Genomic DNA, 19,393 nt, shown 5'->3' with positions numbered 1-19,393 from the left:
GGTCCGCGCCTGGGCGCGGGCCGGCGGCCGATTTCCCGGGCCCGCACGCGGGCCACCCACCCGGCTTCCGGCCCCCGGCCGGAACCAGGAGCGCAACACTGATGTCGCAGACGCATAACAACAACGCCCTGCCATGGCTGATCGTCTCGGTCGCGGTGATCGTGCTCGACCAGATCAGCAAGGCCTGGGTGCTGGCCTCGCTGCCCGAGTACACCGCCATCCCGGTGATCGACGGGTTCTGGAACTGGTATCGCACCTACAACACCGGCGCCGCCTTCAGCTTCCTCAGCGACGCCGGCGGCTGGCAGAAGTACTTCTTCGTGGTGCTGGCGGTGGCCATCAGCGGCCTGCTGGCCAGCTGGCTGCGGCGCACCGCGCGCGGCGACTGGAAAACCGCGCTGCCCTACGCGCTGGTGATCGGCGGCGCCCTGGGCAACGTCATCGACCGCCTGCTGCACGGCCACGTGGTCGATTTCATCCAATGGCATTGGCGCGAGCACTACTGGCCGGCCTTCAACCTGGCCGATTCGGCCATCGTCGCCGGCGCCATCGGCATCGCCCTGGTCGGCCTGTTCGCGACCCCTGCGGCCAAGCCCCAGGCCTAGGGCAGGAGTACAATCGCCCCATGGACGTCCTGCTCGCCAATCCCCGCGGTTTCTGCGCCGGCGTCGACCGCGCGATCGAGATCGTCAAGCGCGCGATCGAGACCCTGGGCGCGCCCATCTACGTGCGCCACGAAGTCGTGCACAACCGCTTCGTGGTCGACGACCTCAAGCACCGCGGCGCGGTGTTCGTCGAAGAACTGGACGAAGTGCCCGACGGCGCCACCGTCATCTTCAGCGCCCACGGCGTGTCCAAGGCCGTGCGCGAGGAGGCCGAGCGCCGCGGCCTGAAGGTGTTCGACGCGACCTGCCCACTGGTCACCAAGGTGCACCTGGAAGTCTCGCGCCACTGCCGCGCCGGCCGCGACGTGATCCTGATCGGCCACGAGGGCCACCCCGAGGTCGAAGGCACCATGGGCCAGTGGCGGCGCGAAGCCGGCTCCGGCCGCATCTACCTGGTCGAAGACACCGACGACGTCGCCGCCCTGGTGGTGGACCAGCCCGAAAACCTGGCCTACACCACCCAGACCACGCTGTCGGTGGACGACACCCGCAGCGTGATCGAAGCCATGCGCGCCAAGTTCCCGGCCATCCAGGGCCCGCGCCACGACGACATCTGCTACGCCACCCAGAACCGCCAGGACGCCGTGCGCGAACTGGCCGCCCAGTGCGACCTGGTGCTGGTGGTCGGCTCGCCCAACAGCTCCAACTCCAACCGCCTGCGCGAGCTGTCCGAGCGCGAAGGCGTCGAGGCCTACCTGATCGACGGCGCCGTCGAGATCGACCCCGAATGGGTGCAGGGCCGCAAGCGCATCGGCATCACCGCCGGCGCCTCCGCCCCCGAAGTGCTGGTGCGCGGCGTGATCGAGCGCCTGCGCGAATTGGGTGCCGAACGCGTGAACGAACTCGACGGCGAGCCCGAGGACATGGTCTTCGCCCTGCCCAAGGAACTGCGCCTGCGGCTGGTCGGCTAAGGCACGCGGCCGGGCAGGGCGCCCCCAAGGCCTTGCTCGAATTGACCCGCCCCGGCGCCCAACCCTACAATTCACACCCCGCGGCCTGCCCGCGGACGCCCACGCCGCAAGGCCGGGACCCGTAACACCGCCGGAATAGCTCAGTTGGTAGAGCGGCGCATTCGTAATGCGTAGGTCGTAGGTTCGATTCCTATTTCCGGCACCAATATTTCAAAGGCCCGCTCGCGCGGGCCTTTTGTTTTTTGCGCGGCGCAAAACGCAGGCGCGCCGGCATGCGGCAGAACGGTGCCCATTCGGGCTTGCGCGATGGCCCGTTTGCCCCGCGTCCGCCCTAGAATCGCGCAGGGGAAAAGGAGCAGGGGAAACAATCATGGGAATGCGCTTGATCGCGACGGTCCTGGCATGCGGACTGGGCGCCGTGGCGGGCTGGCAGTGGGTGGCGCCGCCATCCGATACGCAGCGGCCCGCGCCGCGCCGCGACCGGCCGCTGCAAACGCCGGGAGCGCCGAGCGCCGCGCCCCAGGCGCGCGCGCCGCGTCCGCCTTTGGCCGAGCGCCAACCGGCGTTGGCGGCGTCCGATGCCTCAGCGTTGCTGAGCCCGATGACGCCGTTGCAACTCGGCAGCCCCGTGGACGCCGTGGCCATCGGCGACGTCACCGGCGACGGCCGCAACGACATCGTCGTGTCCACCCATCAGAACGCCGCGGGTTCGGGCGCTTCCACCGCGGGCGACTTCAAGGTGTCGGTGTTCGTGCAGCAAACCGATGGCAGTCTGGCCGCGCCGCTGCAGGCCGGGTTCCCCGGTTTCATCATGCACCTGCCCAGCAAGGGCATCGCCCTGGTCGATCTGAATCAGGACGGCTTGCGCGACATCGTGCTGGCCTACGGCGGCGGCATCTACATCTACGAAGGCGCCGCTACCGGTCAGCTCAGCGGCCGCGCCGTGCCTGGGTTGTCCAGTGAAATCTTCACCGTGTCCGCACTGGACGTGAACGGCGACGGCCACGCCGACATCGCCGCCTTCGATGGCTTCCGCGTGCGCATGTTCCTGGGCGACGGCCAGGGCAATCTGACCCATAGCTATACCTTCTCCACCTCGCCGGTGGGCCTGACCAACCTCAACGCGCACATGGCGCCCGGCGACCTCAACGGCGACGGCCGCACCGACCTGGCCTTCTACGACGGGCACAACCAGGGCGTGGTGTTCGTACAGACCGTCAGCGGTACGTTTGAACGTTGGTCGTACAGCTTCGGGCCGTACCCTTCGGCGTACTTCACTGCGCTGGCGGTAGCGGATTTCGATGCCGACGGCGACCAGGACCTGATGCTGGCCGCGCGCCAGACGGAGCGCTACATTCCGCTGGCCAGGCATCAGCTGTATCGCCAGTCCCACGGCCAATTGCTGGAGCCGCTGCGCTGGGGCGTGTACGAAGTGGGCTCGGGCATGATCGGCGCCGACCTCGACCGCGACGGCCGCCAGGACCTGGTCACCGTACGCTGCCCGACCAACATGAATGCCTGGATCGGTTATTCGCGGCAATTGCCCGAAGGCGGTTTCGACACCGAGATCCAGTTCCCGTTGCCGCGCATGATGGACAGCATCAGCCCGCGCGGCCTGGCCGCCGGCGACTTTACCGGCGACGGCTGCGCCGACTTGGCCGCCACGAGCGGCACCCAACTGATCCTGTACCGGGCCCAGTGCAAGCCGCCGATGACGACCGGCGGGCGCTTGCCGGCCGAGCTGCTGGCGGCGGGCACCGGCGCATCGGCCGGCGCTGCGTCTTTGCAGGCGCCTGCGTCCGTCAGGGGCCAAGTGGGTAAGGCGAAGCCGCCGACGCCGCTCCGCATCGCGACCCGGCAAGGCGCGCAGCACTGACGCCTCCTCTTGCCGGGCCATGACCGAGCGAGTCGCGGACGCCTTCCACCAGCGCCGGAATAGCTCAATTGGTGGAGCAGCGCATTCGTAATGCGCAGGTCGAAGGTCCGATTCCTAATCCGGCACCACGCCTCGAAGCCCCGCGACGCGGGGCTTTGTCTTTTCTGGCTTGCCGCCGCACCGGCCGCACTCACCAACGAATGCTCCCGGTCCCCGGGTAGGAGCGGCGCAAGCCGCGACCACGAACCCCAACGGCCGCAAAAACACCGATCGCTCGCTTCGCGCTTCAAGCCCCCTCCTTTGAAAAAGGAGGGCTGGGGAGGATTTGCTCTTGCCCCACCTACTGCCAAGCCAAAGCCGCGCCTTAGACCCGCCTCGGAACCTTCACGCCCCCGCGCCGCCGCCCATCGCACCACCCTGTCGCTACACTCCCAAAACGCATCACCCAATCCATCCAGGAGCTCTCATGCGTTTTCGATTCCTGTCGTTCACGCTGGGGCTGACGCTCCCTCTCGCAGCGTTAGCCGCTCCCCAGGCCCCCGACCTCGTCGGCGCCTGGACCTGCGGCCCCTACGAAACGCCCGGCCCCGACCTCTCGGCGTCGACCATCGACCGCCGCGTCTATTCCGACGACGGCTACTTCACCGAACACAGCTTCGTCACCTACACCCGCGAAGGCCTGCAGATCCGCACCGAAACCCGCAACACCGGCACCTGGTCGCTGCAGGGCGACCTGATCGAAGTCCGGTTCAACACATCGAAGTTCCTGTCCTCCGACCATCCCGCGTTCTCGGTCGCCCACGGGCAGGCGACGCTGGACGCCATGAGGGCGCGCAAGAACACGGAGACCCAGCGCATCCTCCAGTTCGACGGGCAGAGCATGCTCACCGTGCCCGCGGTCGCGGCGGACCAGCGCACCGAAGTGCAGGTGCCCTGCAGCAGGGGCTGAGGTTGGCCGATACGCAAAGGAAGGCTGAGCCCATGATTTGGCTGGAACCCTGGTGGTCGACGGAACACCGCGACGACGCTTACCGCAACGGTTTCCACCAGCAGCTGCGGCGCGAACTGGCGCCCGGGCACATCTTGTACGGCCTGCCGGTTCGGCTGATCGCGCGCGGAAACGGCGACGACGCCCTGTTCGCCCTGCGGGACGGATCGGGCCGCGTCGCCCAGGTCCACCTCACCTGGGCCGGCGCGCCGGAACGGCTGCCATGGCCCAGCATGGCGGTCTACGCCAGCCTGGACGCCTGGGCCGAGCAGCCATGCTTCCCGAGCATCGGGAGTGGGTGGCAGAGTAGGCCGGTGCGGCGTCCACGCCGCGATCGGGCAGGGGGCACGATGAAGCAGTGGAGTGGGGCGATCGCCCTCTGGGCCCTGGCCGGCGTGGCACAGGCGGCTGCGGCCGCAGCGGAGCCCGCGCCCAGCGCATGTTTCCCCGCGCGCATCGGCGACCTGCAGGCCCAGACCTACCCGCCAGAAGTCCACGACGCGATGCGCCGGCAGCGCGCGGGCAAGGTGTTCGGCTACAACGCGCCCGCATATCGCACGGCGGTGACGGTCTACCTGTTGGACAAGGCCCAGGCCGACAGCCTCGAACAGGAATTCCTCGCCGCCGAGTCCCAAATCGCGGCCATCCACCCTGGCACCGAATCCACCAAGCGCGGCCCCGTGCCACTGCCTTTCCCGGGCCGGCCCAGCGAAGGAAAGCTCGCGCATTACCTGTGGACCGAAGACGGCGACGACATCGGCTCCCTCCTGTGGCTGGGCGAAACCGCCGACCGCCTGGTCAAGATCCGCCTGTCGTACGTCAGGCCCAAGCCGGACGATCAGACCGCCGCGGCGATGCGCCATGCCCTGGCTGCGCTGCGCGATGTGGCCAGACATGTGTGCGAGCCTGGGCAGACGGAAGCGGGCGATGGGCTCAAGAAGCCGTCGGTTCGTCTTCAGCCACTTCCAAGGGCCACCCCATGATCTCGTCTGCACTGACTGATCCCGCCTTCGACCACGTCGTGTCCCTACGCGATGCCTACCGCATCATGGAACGCTTCGCGTCGGCGTATCTGGCCCACGGCGATACCGCCATTTCGGACTTCCTGCACGCCTATGCCGGTGAGACGGCGGATGGGCAGACCGCCGATCCGGCGGCGCTCCAAGATTTCTTGGCGGCCGCCGAACCGATGGTAGGCAAGCAATAGGTCTATCTCGCCCTGCATGTACCGCTGGGAGGCGAGTGCATGATTAAGGCAGTTGGCGGGTGGGAGTTCCGAAACGTCGCAGGGACACCTGCTCTATCTAAAAGGCGGCGAGGTGAGTCAGATAGTGGGTGTCCCGGTCTTCGGCCAACCGGTTCGGGCGCGTCGTACATATCGATCGGGTTGGGGTTTTACTCGTATCGCATCGAGGGGTAAGGGCGCGGGCTCTGCCGAAGGCCCACTGCAGCATCCAGACGGCAGCAGCCCCGCGCTGCCGCCGTCTGTGCAGGTTTAACGCGGCCTGCGCACGTGGCGGCCCGTGCTTACGGCGCCGCCCTTTGCTTGTACATCGAATCGCGCAAGAACAGATCGCTGCGGTCGGTCCGGTCCAGCCACATCTCGAAATTGCGATGGCGGATGTAGTGGTTCGGGTAGTTGACCGATTCGAAGTACCACCAACCCCTCTCGACGCTGTCGTACTCGCGCATCACGAACGACGCGTCCTGGCGGAACAACTCGCTGTTGTCGTTCTTGGCCAGCTTCACCCGATACCCCTGATGGCGCAGGTAGTGGCCGGGATAGTTCACCGACTCCAGGCTGACCGACCCCGCCGTGCCGCTCAAGCCCGGGCGACGGATGAAGAACGTCGCGTCGGCGCGGTCCAAGTCGCTGGCCACGGGCGTCAGCTCGCCCAACCAGTTGCGGTGGCGGATGAAGCGGTCCGGATAGTTCTGAGACTGGAAGGCCGTGCTGCCGGCCGGTGCCACGAAGCGCCCCGGGGGCGGCGCTTGTGGGGCATGCGTGGTAACGGCGGCGTAGTCCGAACAAGCGCGGTTGTAGGCGTACACCGCACAAACACGGAAGCGATAGGTCGTGGCCGGTTGCAATTCCGGCACGGTCCAGGCGCGTTTATCTGCGTCCACCTGACGGAATTGATAGGGCGATTCCTGCTCCAGCACGAACCAATAGATATCGTTCCCTGAATGCGCCCACGAAATCGTGGCCCATCGGGGCGAATTAGCGAACGCGACGACGTTGGACGGCGCCTCATCGCCGTATGCGACAGCGGGGGTAGCGCCCAGCAGCAGTAAGGGCGCGAGAAAGAGCGTGGCCAGGTAAGCGCCGAGTCTGCGGTGGAAGGGTCTTGTATCGGCGGGGCGGCCTTCGTGACCGAAGCCAACGGTGGGGTGGATGTGTGCCATGACTACCTCCTGTAGTTGCGGCACTTAGGGCCAACGCAGCGACTTCGGGGCATCGGCCAAGGCGGTGCAGTCTCTCGCGTGTTGGAGATTGGGGGCGGCTGTTCTATCCGGAGTCATGATCGCGGAGCGCAGTGTCCCAGCGTCTGTCGACCTATCGCTCGACTCCTCAGCGGAGCTTGTCGATTCCTGAGTCGCTCATTCGTCCTTGTTGGAGGGACGGCAGCTAACCGGTCAAAGTCGGCCGGGGCGTCGCTCCCTCAGTAGAGGGCAAGGGCAATGAGCAAGGGCGTCATCAGGCAAATGCTTCAGTTCACCGCAACAGCCGCCATCTTGACCTTGAGCACCGCCGCGCCGGCGGCGACACACAATGACGAGAACCCCGCAATGACCCAGAGCAGACAGGCCGTGCAAACCGGCTACGCCCCAGTCAACGGCCTCAGGATCTACTTCGAGATCCACGGCGTCGCGAACCCCGCGCAACCGCCGCTGGTGCTGCTGCACGGCGGTGGCGACACCATCGGCACCAGCTTCGGCCAGATACTGCCGAAGCTCTCCCGCCACCGTCAGGTCATCGCATTCGAGCAGCAGGGCTATGGGCACACGGCCGACATCGTCGAGCGAGCCTTCAGCTTCGAGCAGTCGGCCGACGACACCGCGGCTTTGTTGAACTACCTGAAGATCGAAAAGGCGGATCTCTTTGGTTTCAGCAACGGCGGCACTATCGCGGTGCAAGTGGCGATCAGGCACCCGGAGGTCGTGCGCAAGCTCGTACTCGCGTCGGCGCTGCTGACGCGCGATGGCGCGTATCCGTGGCTATGGCAGGCCATGGACAATGCCAAGTTGGAAAACATGCCGAAGGAATTGCAGGAGGAGTACCTGAAAGTAGCGCCGCACCCGGAAAATCTGCGCCTGTTCCACGACAAGGCCGCCCAGCGGATGCGTGACTTCAAGGACATCCCGACCGAGGCGATTCGCGGCATCGCTGTGCCCATGCTGGTAGTGGTCGGCGACGCCGACGTGATACGGCCCGAACACGCCGTGGACACGTTCCGGCTTCTGCAGAAGGCGCAGCTCGCCGTGCTTCCAGGGACCGATCACATGCAGGTAACGGCGCGCGTCGATTGGCTTGTGCCGATGATCGACGGGTTTCTGGACGAGAACGGCGGCAGAGTGGGGCCCTGAGTCCTGGTTTCACCTCGGGAGCGAAACAGGGGCCGGGGTGCCTTTCTGGCAGGTGGCGGCCTTCAACGGAAGGGGTGTCACCTCTTTCGCCGATCACCGTGCTGCGTTTGTAGAAATTAGTTCTCTGACCCCTGTTGCGCAAAGCGCCCCGCAAGAGACCATTTGGAGTGCGCGTTGCTTGATGCCAAGTTGCTCAAAGACTATGAGGATATGAAATTCAGACGGCGAAACATCTCGTATTCGGAAGCGCTTAGGTATCTTAGTTACGTTTATCTAAAGTATTCTCAGATGCGCAAGCTATATGATCTTCCGAATGTGATGCATTGACAATGCTATAAGCGAAGGTAGGAGCAATTGGTTCAACTTTCGAAGGGAGATGTTGCATGGACCAGCAGGCAAGTACTAAAGGTTATATTTCTCGCATGATAAGTGCTGCTGGAATAACCTGGCTGACTTTATCATTTTACAATCTGGCGATGAGGGCCGTTGGAAAGCTTGATCTGGAGCTAATTCTTATAATAGTCGGCTTGGCTTTCTTGGCGGCGCTGATCTCGGGAGGGATAGCGGCGGCGCTTATTCGTCAACGGCCAGTAGCCTTGGTGGTGACAAGTCAACTCATTGGCATGGCGATAGTCGCCTTTGCCGCAGGTCGATAGTTAGAATTTCTGCGGCTTCTGATTTTTTGGTGTGGTCGGTGTAAAAACGCCGGCCCAGAGGACGGCTATTGAGGGGCGGTGCTCCCGTTATTATGTTTTGCTCCATCTGTTTGCCGGGAAATCAGCAGGCTCCCAATGCACATTTACCGTCGATTCGTACTGGTCTCGATACGTATCTCTGCTCTCATGGTAGTGCTTGTTGCAAGCCTTATTCTGATGTTGGCCATCTATAGTGTTGCGGTCGGAAATGGAGTCTACGATTGGCCGGCAATTCCTCTTCTGATTCTGCTGATTTTTTGGCTGTTGGTGCGTGGAAGGCGGCAGTTGTCGGTTTGCGGTCATTGCCACATTCCTCGAATTCCAGCGCTAGAGATGGGGGTTGATAGGGGGGCAGGTCACTTGATTGGTGACCGCTGCCGACGAAGGCCGGGACATCCACCTTTTCAAGTGATCAGCTGAGTACGGTCGCGCTGTGGAATTATGCGAGCCAGACCGGTCGGTCCCTAGAGGCACAAACTTGTCGGTCAGTCTCCGTCCTCCATACGCGCAGCCTCCTGGGTCGCCGCGCAATGCGTACGACATTTCTGCCGCGCGCGCGACCTGTCGCATCCCGATGTGGAGGCCTTCTGCCGGCATTTGGAGAGGGCCGCCACAGCAGAGTCGGTGGTTGACTGGGACGCGCAGAGCGCTGCACTGGTGATCACGGGATTGGGCGACGCGTTGCCGCCGCCGTTGGACGCCGTGTCCGGTCTGAACGAGTTGCTATGCGCGGCCAGGGAGGTGACGGCTACCCAGATGCATGCCGCTTGGACGCCCGAACAGGTCAACGCCCAACTGAGGAGGGCGGCGGAGCTGGCCGGTTTGGAGCCGGCTCGGGTCGTTGCGGTGGCTGCTGATCTGCATTCCGCAGACGGACAAGGCTGGGGCCCTGCGATTACCGAGGCTGCTTGCAGTGCTTGGTCGCACAAAACTTACAGCGTGTTCAACTGAACTCGTGGCGAGTGTAGTCAAGTCAGCGCCCGTCTGCGCCAACGCCGGGTGAGTGCCGGCATGGTATGGACAGGCCAAAGCCCTCACTGGTCTTTGCAAACAGCATAGGCCCGCTCAATGAGGGCGTCTGAAACTGAAGGCCCGACGATGTGCCAACAGCCGCCCCAAATCTGATCGCCGCAATGGTGAAGCTCGCAGGCTTTATGAACTGCCTTCCGGTGGTCGGCCACGACGGCGGCCGCGCATTTCTTGCGCTTGCCTGTCAGCCTATCGAACCAGCGAAAATTCGCTTGCGCCTGAATTTCTGGAATCCTTGTGGTCCCTGGTATGTACCGAGCGTCCTTGAGCAGGGTTTGCTCCATCTTAAGTTTGCATTGCGCCGTTTTGGCCTCGAAGAGCGCGCGAACTTTTGCTTCTTCTGCAAACATCGCGTCCTGAGCCTTGAGTTCGGCGGCACACTGCGCGTCGATCTTCTCGCAGCGGCGGATCGAGAGTAGCTTGTTGATGCGCCCGCGCCCGTCAGGGTTGGGCGTGCTCCCGAAGACGGCGCGTACTTCGTCGCCCGCTTTCAGTTCGTCGAGCTTGGCGAGTACCGCCGGATCCGCCACGAACCCGATCGAGTTAAACACTTCGTTGCGATCAAACTCGAGTTTGTCGTGGGAGACGGTCAGGGCTTTCCCGACGAACACGTATGTTTCGTCATCCGAGGCGCCAGCGACTAGCCCAAGAACGAGGAGGAGAGGTACGGCGATTCGCACTAGGTTCTCCGGCGTACCGCACCTGAATGGCTCGGGCTTGCTAAGGCAGGATTCGATTTTCGCTGACTTTATGCGTATCGAGTCCGGTCAGCACAATCGATCGGAGACATCCGCTGCGGCTCTGTGGCTCTGCATGCTGTTCGGCATCGAGCTGCCGCATGGTGTGACGATATTACGTATTGGTCACTTGTTGTCTGTTCACAGGCCAAGCGGTAGGCTTAGGACATGAACACATCAGCCCCTTATTCAGTTTCGGCGCGCGGCCCGGCCGACCACGACGTGCGGGATCAGATCGTCGCGGCAGCGACCGAGCATTTCAGCCGGTACGGCTACGAGAAGACGACCGTTTCCGACCTGGCGAGGGCGGTGGGCTTCTCCAAGGCCTATATCTACAAGTTCTTCGAGTCCAAGCAGGCGATCGGCGAGATGATCTGCGCCAACTGCCTGCGCCAGATCGAGGCCGAGGTGAGGGCTGCCATCGAAGAAGCCGACCGGCCGCCGGAGAAGCTGCGGCGGATGTTCAAGGCGATCGTCGAGGCCAGCCTGCGTCTGCTCTTCCAGGATCGCAAGCTCTACGAAATCGCGGCCTCGGCGGCCAGCGAACGTTGGCAGGCGGCTTCCGCCTATGAAGCGAGCATCCAGGCATTGCTTCAGGACATCGTCCAGGAAGGCCGGCAGAACGGCGACTTCGAACGCAAGACCCCGCTGGATGAAGCCACGGCGGCGATCTATCTGGTCATGCGGCCCTATCTGAACCCGCTGCTGCTGCAGCACAGCCTGGACTACACCGACGAAGCGCCGGCCCGGCTGTCTGGCCTCATCCTGCGCAGCCTGTCTCCCTGATGAACGAGCCGTAGTGACTATTGACTAAATTAGTCACAAGTACCATGATCCGGTCCCAGATCAGCTCGTCTGTGGGACTCACATGCTCCGGCGCCTCGTTTTATCCGCGGTCCTTTGTGCATTGCCGTTTGTGCTTGTCGCCTGCGGCGATACCGCTGCGTCCGATCCGCGTACCCGGGCACCGCTGGTGCGCGTGGCCGTCGTTCAAGGGGCGGATGCCGCATCGCGGTCCTTCACCGGGACCGTAGCCGCCCGGGTACAGAGCGATCTGGGCTTCCGCGTCTCCGGCAAGGTGCTGGAACGGCTTGTGGATGCGGGGCAAACGGTCAGGCGCGGTCAGCCGCTCATGCGCATCGACCCGGTCGATCTCAGGCTCGCGGTGAATGCGCAGCAGCAAGCCGCGGCCGCCGCGCGGGCGCAGGCGCAGCAGACGGCGCAAGAGGAAGTCCGCTACCGCAACCTGCTGGGAACCGGTGCCGTATCGGCCTCGGCCTACGAGCAGGCCAAGGCCGCGGCGGACGCGGCCAAGGCGCGGCTCCGCGCCGCCGAGGCCCAGGCCGAGGTCGCTCGCAACGCCAGCCGCTATGCGGAGCTGGTGGCCGACGGCGACGGCGTCGTCATGGAAACGCTGGCCGAACCCGGGCAGGTCGTCGGCGCCGGGCAGGCCGTGGTGCGCGTTGCGCACGCCGGCCCCCGCGAGGCCCGCATCCAGTTGCCGGAGACCCTGCGCCCTGCGGTCGGGTCCGCCGGGCAGGCCGCGCTCTTCGGCAAGGACGGCATCACCGTACCGACGCGACTCCGGCAGCTGTCGGACGCCGCCGACCCGCTGACCCGCACCTTCGAGGCGCGATACGTGCTCGAAGGGGAGCTGGCCAACGCGCCGTTGGGCGCCACGGTCACCGTCCAGATTGCGGATGGGCATTCCGGCGGACACGACGGCCTGCAGGTGCCGGTCGGCGCCTTGTTCGATGCGGGCAAGGGGCCGGGCGTGTGGGTCGTCAGCGGCAACCCGGCCAAGGTGGCCTGGCGACCGGTCACGGTCCTGCGCGTGAGCGATGAAAGCGCGCGCGTCGCCGGCCGGCTCAAGCAAGGCGAACGCATCGTCGCGCTGGGGGCCCATCTGCTGCGTGAGGGCCAGCCGGTCCGGATCGCCGGACGGCCCGCCGCCGCGGCCGCGGGAGCCGGGCCGTGAGCGCGAGCCGCTTCAATCTGTCGGCGCTCGCCGTGCGCGAGCGCGCCGTCACCCTGTTCCTGATCTGCCTGATCTCGCTGGCCGGGCTCATCGCGTTCTTCCAGTTGGGCCGCGCCGAAGATCCCGCCTTCACGGTCAAGGTGATGACCATCGTGACCGCGTGGCCCGGAGCCACCGCGCAGGAAATGCAGGACCAGGTCGCCGAGAAGATCGAAAAGCGCCTGCAAGAGTTGCGCTGGTACGACCGTAGCGAGACCTATACGCGGCCGGGCCTGGCTTTCACCACCTTGACCCTGCTCGACAAAACACCGCCTTCGGCCGTGCAAGAGGAGTTCTACCAGGCCCGCAAGAAAGCCGGCGACGAGGCGAACAATCTCCCGGCCGGCGTGATCGGGCCGATGGTCAACGACGAGTACGCGGATGTCACCTTCGCCTTGTTCGCGCTCAAGGCCAAAGGCGAACCGCAGCGGCTGCTGGCGCGCGAAGCGGAGACGTTGCGCCAGCGGCTGCTGCACGTTCCGGGTGTGAAGAAGGTCAACATCATCGGCGAGCAGCCCGAACGCATCTATGTCGAGTTCTCGCACGAGCGCCTGGCGACGCTGGGTGTCGACCCGCAGGACGTGTTCGCCGCGCTCAACGGCCAGAATGCCCTGACCCCGGCGGGGTCGGTGGAAACCCAGGGGCCGCAGGTGCTGGTTCGCCTGGATGGCGCGTTCGACGGGCTGCAGAAGATTCGCGACACGCCCGTGGTGGCGCAGGGCCGCACGCTGAAGCTGTCGGACATCGCCACCGTCCGCCGCGGCTATGAAGACCCCGCGACGTTTTTGATCCGCAACGGCGGCGAGCCCGCCTTGCTGCTGGGCGTCGTCATGCGCGACGGCTGGAACGGGCTCGACCTGGGAAAAGCGCTGGATCACGAGGTCGATGCGATCGGCGATGGGCTGCCGTTGGGCATGAGCCTGACCAAGGTCACCGACCAGGCCGTCAATATCGGCTCGGCGGTCGACGAGTTCATGGTCAAGTTCTTCGTCGCGCTGCTGGTGGTCATGCTGGTGAGCTTTATCAGCATGGGCTGGCGCGTGGGCGTGGTGGTCGCTGCGGCGGTGCCGCTGACGTTGGCGGCGGTCTTCGTGGTGATGGCGGCGACCGGAAAGAACTTCGACCGCATCACCTTGGGTTCGCTGATCCTGGCGCTGGGCCTGCTGGTGGACGACGCCATCATCGCCATCGAGATGATGGTGGTGAAGATGGAGGAGGGTTATAGCCGCATCAAAGCCTCCGCCTATGCCTGGAGCCACACCGCCGCCCCCATGCTGTCGGGCACGCTGGTGACGGCGGTGGGTTTCATGCCCAACGGCTTCGCCCGGTCCACCGCGGGCGAATACACCAGCAACATGTTCTGGATCGTCGGCACCGCGCTGATCGCCTCGTGGGTGGTCGCGGTGGTGTTCACGCCTTACCTGGGCGTCAAGCTGCTGCCCGATCTCAAAAAGATCGAGGGCGGCCACGACGCCATCTACGATACGCCGCGCTACAACCGTTTCCGTCGCGTGCTCGAACGCGTGATCGCACGCAAGTGGCTGGTGGCCGGCTCGGTGGTAGGCCTATTCGTCCTGTCGATCCTCGGCATGGGCATCGTCAAGAAGCAGTTCTTCCCGATCTCCGATCGGCCCGAGGTGCTCGTGGAGGTGCAGATGCCCTACGGCACCGCCATCGGCCAGACCAGCGCCGCCACCGCGAAGGTGGAGGTATGGCTGGCCAAGCAGAAGGAAGCCAGGATCGTCACTGCCTATGTGGGGCAGGGCGCGCCGCGCTTCTACCTGGCCATGGGGCCGGAGCTGCCCGATCCGTCGTTCGCCAAGATCGTCGTGCGCACCGAAGACCAGGACGAGCGCGAAGCGTTGAAGCACCGGCTGCGCAGGGCGATCGCCGATGGCCTGGTGCCCAAGGCGCGCGTACGCGTCACCCAGCTGGTGTTCGGCCCCTATTCGCCGTTCCCGGTCGCCTACCGGGTGGTCGGTCCGGATCCCGACAAGCTGCGGGGGATCGCGGCCGACGTGCGGCAGGTCATGGAAGCGAGCCCGATGATGCGCACGGTCAACACCGATTGGGGCACGCGCACGCCCGTGTTGCACTTCGCCTTGCAGCAGGATCGGCTGCAGGCGGTGGGGCTGACCTCCAGCGCCGTGGCGCAACAGTTGCAGTTCCTGCTGACCGGCATACCGATCACCGCGGTGCGCGAGGACATCCGTACCGTGCAAGTCGTCGCGCGCTCATCCGGCGACATCCGGCTCGATCCGGACCGGGTCGCGGATTTCACGCTGGCCGGCGCCAACGGGCAGCGCATCCCGCTGTCGCAGGTGGGCGGGGTGGATATGCGCATGGAGGAACCCATCATGCGCCGGCGCGACCGCATGCCCACCATCACCGTGCGCGGCGACATCGCCGACCACTTGCAGCCGCCCGACGTCTCCGCTGCGATCCTGCGGCAGCTGCAGCCGATCATCGACAGGCTGCCCAGCGGCTACCGCATCGAGCAGGCCGGCTCCATCGAGGAGTCGGGCAAGGCGACCAAGGCCATGCTGCCGCTGTTTCCGATCATGCTGGCCGTCACCCTGATCATCATCATCCTGCAGGTGCGTTCGATCTCCGCCATGGTCATGGTCTTCCTGACCAGCCCGTTGGGACTGATCGGCGTCGTGCCGACCCTGATCCTGTTCCAGCAGCCCTTCGGCATCAATGCGCTGGTCGGCCTGATTGCGCTGTCGGGAATCCTGATGCGCAACACGCTGATTCTGATCGGGCAGATCCGTGAAAACGCGCAGGCCGGACTGGATCCCTTCCGAGCCGTGGTGGAGGCGACCGTGCAACGCGCCAGGCCGGTGATCCTCACCGCATTGGCGGCGATCCTGGCCTTCATTCCCCTGACTCATTCGGTGTTCTGGGGAACGCTCGCCTACACGCTGATCGGCGGCACGTTCGCGGGAACGATCCTGACCTTGGTGTTCCTGCCGGCCATGTACTCCATCTGGTTCAGGATCAGGCCCACTGCCTTGCAAGGCTGATCCACTGTGGCTCCAGATTCACCCATACGGGAAGTGGCTTTGCGCTCTATCCACTAACTATGCGAAACAGCAGGAAAAACCATGATCGTCGTCACCGGAGCTACCGGACAACTGGGCCGCCTCGTTATCGGCTCGCTATTGAAGAAGGTTCCCGCAGCCGATCTCGTCGCCGCCGTGCGCAATGTAGAAAAGGCCAAGGACATCGCCGCGCTGGGCATCCAGGTTCGTCAAGCGGACTACAACCAGCCTTCAAGTTGGGATGCCGCTCTGCAAGGCGCGGACAAGGTTTTGCTGATCTCGTCCAGTGAAATCGGCCAGCGCACCGAGCAGCATCGGGTCGTCATCGACGCCGCCAAGCGTGCGGGAGTAAAGCTGCTGGCCTATACGAGTGTGCTGCATGCGGACACATCCTCGCTCGGGCTCGCCGGCGAGCACAGGGAAACCGAGACAGCTCTCCGTGATTCCGGCTTGCCGTTCGTCCTCCTGCGTAACGGCTGGTACACCGAAAACTACGCGATGGGAATTCCCAATGCGCTATCTTTGGGTGCGGTTTACGGTTGCGCGGGTGAGGGGCGTATCTCTTCCGCTGTCCGTGCCGATTACGCCGAAGCCGCCGCCGTCGTACTGACCAGCGGCAATCAGGCAGGCAAGGTTTACGAACTCGCAGGCGACACGGCGTACACCCTAAACGAATTTTCCGCCGAAATATCGCGTCAGAGCGGGAAAAGCATCGGTTACGTCAACCTGCCAGAGGCGGAGTACAAGAAAGCTCTGCTCGACGCGGGCCTGCCGCAATCCCTGGCCGAACTGCTGGCAGATTCCGATGCCGCAGTGTCCAAGGGCGCGCTGTTCGATGACGGCAAGCAACTGAGCGAGCTGATCGGAAGGCCGACCTCGACATTGGCAGCAGCAATAGGCGCCGCATTGTGAATGCTCCTTTGCGCCCATCCTCTTTTTGGTTCGTGTGACCAGGAAAGTCCCATGTCCACCACCTCCACAACTTGGGTGCTGATCACCGGCGCGTCTAGCGGCTTCGGCGAAGAGTTCGCCCGCCAATATGCCGCCCGTGGCCGGGCACTCGTACTCGTCGCCCGTCGCCTGGATCGCTTGCAGTCCTTGGCCGATGCCCTGCGTGCCGAGTATGGCATCAAGGTGCTGGTCGAACGCGTCGACTTGGCGGACATCGACGCCATCGAGCAACTGCATGCGCGCCTGCACGCCCAAGGCGTGATCGTCGACGTGCTGATCAACAATGCGGGCCATGGCCTGCAGGGGCCTTTCCTGGATGCTCCGCTCGCCTCCGCCCTGTCGATGGTGCAAGTCGACATTGCCGCGCTGACGGCACTCACCCGGCTTTTCGGAGATGACATGCGCCAGCGCGGACGCGGCCAGATCCTGTTGGTGGCCAGCATCCTGGCCAATTTCGGCGTGCAGGATATGGCGGTCTACTCCGCATCCAAGGCCTATGTGCTTCGACTCGGTGACGCCCTGCATCGCGAATTTGCCGAATATGGAGTCACGGTGACATCCCTGTCTCCCGGGATGTCAGATACGGAGTTTGCGCGAACGGCGCAGCAGAAGATCACTTGGGCGTTGAGTCGGCTGATGATGAAGCCGGAGCCCGTGGTGAAAGCCGGCATCCGGGCCTTGGATGCCGGCCGCATGAGCGTGACCGCAGGATTCAACAACAAGATGGCCGTAGCACTGGTTTGGGCAACACCGAACTGGCTGCATCAACGAATTTTTCGCTGGATCATGGCTGGGAACGGGTGATTCTCATAAGAAGCTCACTTCGGCCGCTCGGTCTGAGCCGGAATTCGCTTCCAGCGCTCGTACGGGGCGTTCCTAACCGTATGACTCCGGTCAGGGGCGGGCACTATAAGCTGCTTGTTGCGACCAAGGCCAAATCCTTAGCTCGATTCCTGGCTGCTTAAGTTCGCGACCCAGGATTCGAGCTCGCCGGTGGCCAGCATCAGCGTTTCCGTGAACTCATGAAGTTCGAAAGCCATCTCAACGGCCTTGCCGACGTAGAGATCCTGCACGAGTTCGATCGTCGGCTTTTCCGACGGCAGGAACGTGTGGGGCGACAGCCATAGCCCGAAGGACTGCTTCAGCTTCAGTCTTGCTCGAATACCCGCTTCCAGCCGTGGCGGTCATTGCATCGTGAAACTGAATTCGGTCCTGTACGACAGTACAATACGTCGCAACGATTCAGTATGCGATAACAGCGGCACGCTAGGAGACGTATGTCACGTCCGCTACTTCGGGTTCCCGGGAAACGCGCTTTGATCGCATCGGCGGGGCTGTTGCTGGCGTGCGGGGTGCTTGCTGCCGCTCATGCATACATGTACGCCATGCCGGATAAACGACTTTCGCCGGGCACGACTTACGCGGAAATGCAGGCCGACGAGCGCCACCATTACATCAACCTGCCGCTCGATCATGGCGATTACACGTCCGGCACGTTTCGTGGCTTCTACCTCCTGAGTCCCCGCTTCAAGCCCAGCGAGAACGTCACTTTCGTGTTGACGGATGGGCAGATGGAACTGGTCAGCACGAAAACAGATTTCGGCTTCTTCGACGCGCTGTTCGGTGAGGTGCCGTATGTGCTGATCGGCGTCCGCGGCCAAGCGCCGACATTCTTGCCCGAGGTCTACCCGAACGGAGCTATCGACTACGCACTGGCAATGAAGTTGTACGGCTCGGATCAACAGGTAGAGGACATCGAGGCTGTCCGGCGTGACATGCAACGAAGAGGGCTATTGCCTGCCGATGGTCGGATCAACGTGTTCGGGGCTTCGGGTGCTGGCGTGTTGGCGCAACAGTACGTGTCGGCGCATGGGGATCACGTGAATCGGTTGCTTCTGGAGTCGACTGGCGCCCCCGATCTGGCGATGAAGGCCGGGCTTCCGTACTCACCCAGCTTCCGGGAGTTCAATCCGCCTGCAGATCGACTCCTGACCACCTACTTGACCGAGCACCCGTCGCGTCGCGCCGCTTTGGCCAATGTGCTGTACCAGCTTGGGCGATCGAGCCCTGACCCGAGGGGCGCCCAACTGCGCACCCTAGAAGACCTGAGTGAAGGCGCCTTCCTCGCCAAGTACCAGCTGAAGCCGATGCGGAACCCTTGGCTTCTGAACTATATGATCAAGACACCGAAATCGTTGATGGCGCGGGTGCGGTGGTTTGAGTTGGTCGGCACGGATCTGGTGAGTTATGAGTCGCATACGGGAACCAATCTGCTGTACGACATATCGCAAGTTGCGGTGTCCGACGTGCTGGACTGGCATCGGCGCAACCACATCGCTCCAAAGCGCTTTGCCATCGACCGCGGATTTCCTGGTGAAGTGTTGATTCTCAAGGGGCGCGACGATGTCGTCTTTAGCGATGCAATCAACCAGAGGCTGCGCGATGCCTATTCGGATTCGCGCCTATTGTTCTTCGACGACGGGCACCGTCTGCAGCATGATCCAGCCGGATACCGCGCAATCCGCCAGGCATTCTTGGTCGGCGGATTCGATGCCATGCCGACGCTGCACCAACCGCTGACCGCTCAACCGTAATGGGTCGAGAGAATAATCACTCGACGGCAGTATCGGGGGCTCCGGTCGGCTGAGGACATCGCCAAGCGGTGCATCGGCTTGAACGAACTGTTAGGCCTTATTGCGTGACGAACCCATGGGTCACTGCTCAGCCCCTGCGTCCAGCAGTGGCGATTCCGGCGGAGACCAGGAGACTGAAGAAGGCAGCTATGACAATGCATGCCGATGAAGGGTGGGAAAAAGAGCACGTAACCGAGAGCCTTGCCAAGCGTCGATGCGGTATCGGGCATGGGGCTAACGTTGAAACTCAGCGGGCAGC

At 64.0% G+C, this 19,393-nt stretch carries 18 protein-coding genes and 2 tRNA genes; 17 read left to right on the top strand and 3 right to left on the bottom strand.

Annotated elements, in window-relative coordinates:
• The first annotated feature begins 101 nt into the window (after positions 1-101).
• The 8 genes from lspA to V1318_RS04690 all read left to right on the top strand — a co-directional run bounded on the left by lspA (position 102) and on the right by V1318_RS04690 (position 5,647).
• The gene (gene lspA / locus V1318_RS04725) at positions 102-605 is read left to right on the top strand and encodes a signal peptidase II (protein WP_332938136.1); all 504 of its coding nucleotides are present in this window, start codon (positions 102-104) and stop codon (positions 603-605) included.
• A 20-nt stretch (positions 606-625) separates the two neighbouring features.
• On the top strand, positions 626-1,576 hold the full coding sequence (gene ispH / locus V1318_RS04720; protein WP_332938134.1) for a 4-hydroxy-3-methylbut-2-enyl diphosphate reductase: 951 nt from the start codon (positions 626-628) through the stop codon (positions 1,574-1,576).
• A gap of 129 nt (positions 1,577-1,705) precedes the next feature.
• A tRNA-Thr gene (locus V1318_RS04715) sits at positions 1,706-1,781 on the top strand.
• 396 nt (positions 1,782-2,177) lie between these two features.
• Positions 2,178-3,452: a VCBS repeat-containing protein gene (locus V1318_RS04710; protein WP_332938132.1), complete on the top strand. Its 1,275-nt coding sequence runs from the start codon at positions 2,178-2,180 to the stop codon at positions 3,450-3,452.
• A gap of 53 nt (positions 3,453-3,505) precedes the next feature.
• Positions 3,506-3,580: transfer RNA gene (locus V1318_RS04705), tRNA-Thr, on the top strand.
• A gap of 338 nt (positions 3,581-3,918) precedes the next feature.
• Positions 3,919-4,401 carry a hypothetical protein gene (locus tag V1318_RS04700; protein WP_332938129.1) on the top strand — a complete coding sequence of 161 codons (483 nt, stop codon included), beginning with the start codon at positions 3,919-3,921 and terminating at the stop codon, positions 4,399-4,401.
• A 32-nt stretch (positions 4,402-4,433) separates the two neighbouring features.
• Positions 4,434-5,423, top strand: coding sequence for a hypothetical protein (locus tag V1318_RS04695; protein WP_332938126.1), 990 nt, complete (start codon positions 4,434-4,436; stop codon positions 5,421-5,423).
• Positions 5,420-5,647, top strand: coding sequence for a hypothetical protein (locus V1318_RS04690; RefSeq protein WP_332938124.1), 228 nt, complete (start codon positions 5,420-5,422; stop codon positions 5,645-5,647). The genes V1318_RS04695 and V1318_RS04690 overlap by 4 nt, the downstream gene beginning before the upstream one ends.
• A 320-nt stretch (positions 5,648-5,967) precedes the next feature.
• Here the strand turns inward: V1318_RS04690 and V1318_RS04685 are convergent, their stop codons facing one another.
• Entirely contained in the window at positions 5,968-6,846 is an 879-nt protein-coding gene (locus tag V1318_RS04685; RefSeq protein WP_332938120.1) for an AbfB domain-containing protein, read from the bottom strand.
• A gap of 276 nt (positions 6,847-7,122) precedes the next feature.
• On the opposite strand from V1318_RS04685, the gene V1318_RS04680 reads away from it, so the two are divergent.
• The 3 genes from V1318_RS04680 (at position 7,123) to V1318_RS04670 (ending at position 9,674) form a co-directional block, all read left to right on the top strand.
• Positions 7,123-8,028: an alpha/beta hydrolase gene (locus tag V1318_RS04680; RefSeq protein WP_332938118.1), complete on the top strand. Its 906-nt coding sequence runs from the start codon at positions 7,123-7,125 to the stop codon at positions 8,026-8,028.
• Between the two features lie 383 nt (positions 8,029-8,411).
• Complete coding sequence (locus tag V1318_RS04675; RefSeq protein WP_332938115.1) at positions 8,412-8,684, top strand: hypothetical protein; 273 nt, start codon at positions 8,412-8,414, stop codon at positions 8,682-8,684.
• Between the two features lie 615 nt (positions 8,685-9,299).
• Entirely contained in the window at positions 9,300-9,674 is a 375-nt protein-coding gene (locus V1318_RS04670) for a hypothetical protein (RefSeq protein ID WP_332938113.1), read from the top strand.
• An 83-nt stretch (positions 9,675-9,757) separates the two neighbouring features.
• On the opposite strand, the gene V1318_RS04665 is transcribed toward V1318_RS04670, so the two are convergent.
• Positions 9,758-10,363 (bottom strand): hypothetical protein, encoded by a 606-nt coding sequence (locus V1318_RS04665; protein ID WP_332938111.1) that lies wholly within the window; start codon positions 10,361-10,363, stop codon positions 9,758-9,760.
• A 294-nt stretch (positions 10,364-10,657) separates the two neighbouring features.
• Here V1318_RS04665 and V1318_RS04660 point away from each other — a divergent pair, with 294 nt between their 5' ends.
• The 5 genes from V1318_RS04660 to V1318_RS04640 all read left to right on the top strand — a co-directional run bounded on the left by V1318_RS04660 (position 10,658) and on the right by V1318_RS04640 (position 17,305).
• Positions 10,658-11,275, top strand: a complete 618-nt coding sequence (locus V1318_RS04660) for a TetR/AcrR family transcriptional regulator (protein ID WP_332938110.1) — start codon at positions 10,658-10,660, stop codon at positions 11,273-11,275.
• 82 nt (positions 11,276-11,357) lie between these two features.
• Complete coding sequence (locus V1318_RS04655; protein WP_332938108.1) at positions 11,358-12,467, top strand: efflux RND transporter periplasmic adaptor subunit; 1,110 nt, start codon at positions 11,358-11,360, stop codon at positions 12,465-12,467.
• Positions 12,464-15,532, top strand: coding sequence for an efflux RND transporter permease subunit (locus tag V1318_RS04650; RefSeq protein ID WP_332938106.1), 3,069 nt, complete (start codon positions 12,464-12,466; stop codon positions 15,530-15,532). Before V1318_RS04655 ends, V1318_RS04650 begins: the two co-directional genes overlap by 4 nt.
• A gap of 81 nt (positions 15,533-15,613) precedes the next feature.
• Positions 15,614-16,462, top strand: a complete 849-nt coding sequence (locus V1318_RS04645; RefSeq protein ID WP_332938104.1) for an SDR family oxidoreductase — start codon at positions 15,614-15,616, stop codon at positions 16,460-16,462.
• A gap of 51 nt (positions 16,463-16,513) precedes the next feature.
• Positions 16,514-17,305 carry an SDR family oxidoreductase gene (locus V1318_RS04640; RefSeq protein WP_332938102.1) on the top strand — a complete coding sequence of 264 codons (792 nt, stop codon included), beginning with the start codon at positions 16,514-16,516 and terminating at the stop codon, positions 17,303-17,305.
• A 137-nt stretch (positions 17,306-17,442) separates the two neighbouring features.
• Here the strand turns inward: V1318_RS04640 and V1318_RS04635 are convergent, their stop codons facing one another.
• On the bottom strand, positions 17,443-17,574 hold the full coding sequence (locus V1318_RS04635; protein WP_332938100.1) for a hypothetical protein: 132 nt from the start codon (positions 17,572-17,574) through the stop codon (positions 17,443-17,445).
• Positions 17,575-17,817: 243 nt separating this feature from the next.
• On the opposite strand from V1318_RS04635, the gene V1318_RS04630 reads away from it, so the two are divergent.
• Complete coding sequence (locus tag V1318_RS04630; protein WP_332938098.1) at positions 17,818-19,095, top strand: hypothetical protein; 1,278 nt, start codon at positions 17,818-17,820, stop codon at positions 19,093-19,095.
• The last annotated feature ends 298 nt before the right edge of the window (positions 19,096-19,393 follow it).

The sequence above is a fragment of the Lysobacter sp. CCNWLW3 genome, from assembly GCF_036697405.1.
GTDB lineage: Bacteria > Pseudomonadota > Gammaproteobacteria > Xanthomonadales > Xanthomonadaceae > Lysobacter.
The sequence above is the reverse complement of the archived record's forward strand: the minus strand, read 5'-3'. Positions and strand labels throughout refer to the sequence as shown.

Bases quoted from the DNA above. Each gene is read 5' to 3' on its own strand.
- V1318_RS04710 (WP_332938132.1), top strand. From the start codon at position 2,178: ATGACGCCGTTGCAACTCGGCAGCCCCGTGGACGCCGTGGCCATCGGC.
- V1318_RS04690 (WP_332938124.1), top strand. From the start codon at position 5,420: ATGATCTCGTCTGCACTGACTGATCCCGCCTTCGACCACGTCGTGTCC.
- V1318_RS04645 (WP_332938104.1), top strand. From the start codon at position 15,614: ATGATCGTCGTCACCGGAGCTACCGGACAACTGGGCCGCCTCGTTATC.
- V1318_RS04640 (WP_332938102.1), top strand. From the start codon at position 16,514: ATGTCCACCACCTCCACAACTTGGGTGCTGATCACCGGCGCGTCTAGC.
- V1318_RS04655 (WP_332938108.1), top strand. From the start codon at position 11,358: ATGCTCCGGCGCCTCGTTTTATCCGCGGTCCTTTGTGCATTGCCGTTT.
- V1318_RS04660 (WP_332938110.1), top strand. From the start codon at position 10,658: ATGAACACATCAGCCCCTTATTCAGTTTCGGCGCGCGGCCCGGCCGAC.
- V1318_RS04695 (WP_332938126.1), top strand. From the start codon at position 4,434: ATGATTTGGCTGGAACCCTGGTGGTCGACGGAACACCGCGACGACGCT.
- V1318_RS04680 (WP_332938118.1), top strand. From the start codon at position 7,123: ATGAGCAAGGGCGTCATCAGGCAAATGCTTCAGTTCACCGCAACAGCC.
- V1318_RS04675 (WP_332938115.1), top strand. From the start codon at position 8,412: ATGGACCAGCAGGCAAGTACTAAAGGTTATATTTCTCGCATGATAAGT.
- lspA (WP_332938136.1), top strand. From the start codon at position 102: ATGTCGCAGACGCATAACAACAACGCCCTGCCATGGCTGATCGTCTCG.
- V1318_RS04700 (WP_332938129.1), top strand. From the start codon at position 3,919: ATGCGTTTTCGATTCCTGTCGTTCACGCTGGGGCTGACGCTCCCTCTC.
- ispH (WP_332938134.1), top strand. From the start codon at position 626: ATGGACGTCCTGCTCGCCAATCCCCGCGGTTTCTGCGCCGGCGTCGAC.
- V1318_RS04685 (WP_332938120.1), bottom strand. From the start codon at position 6,846: ATGGCACACATCCACCCCACCGTTGGCTTCGGTCACGAAGGCCGCCCC.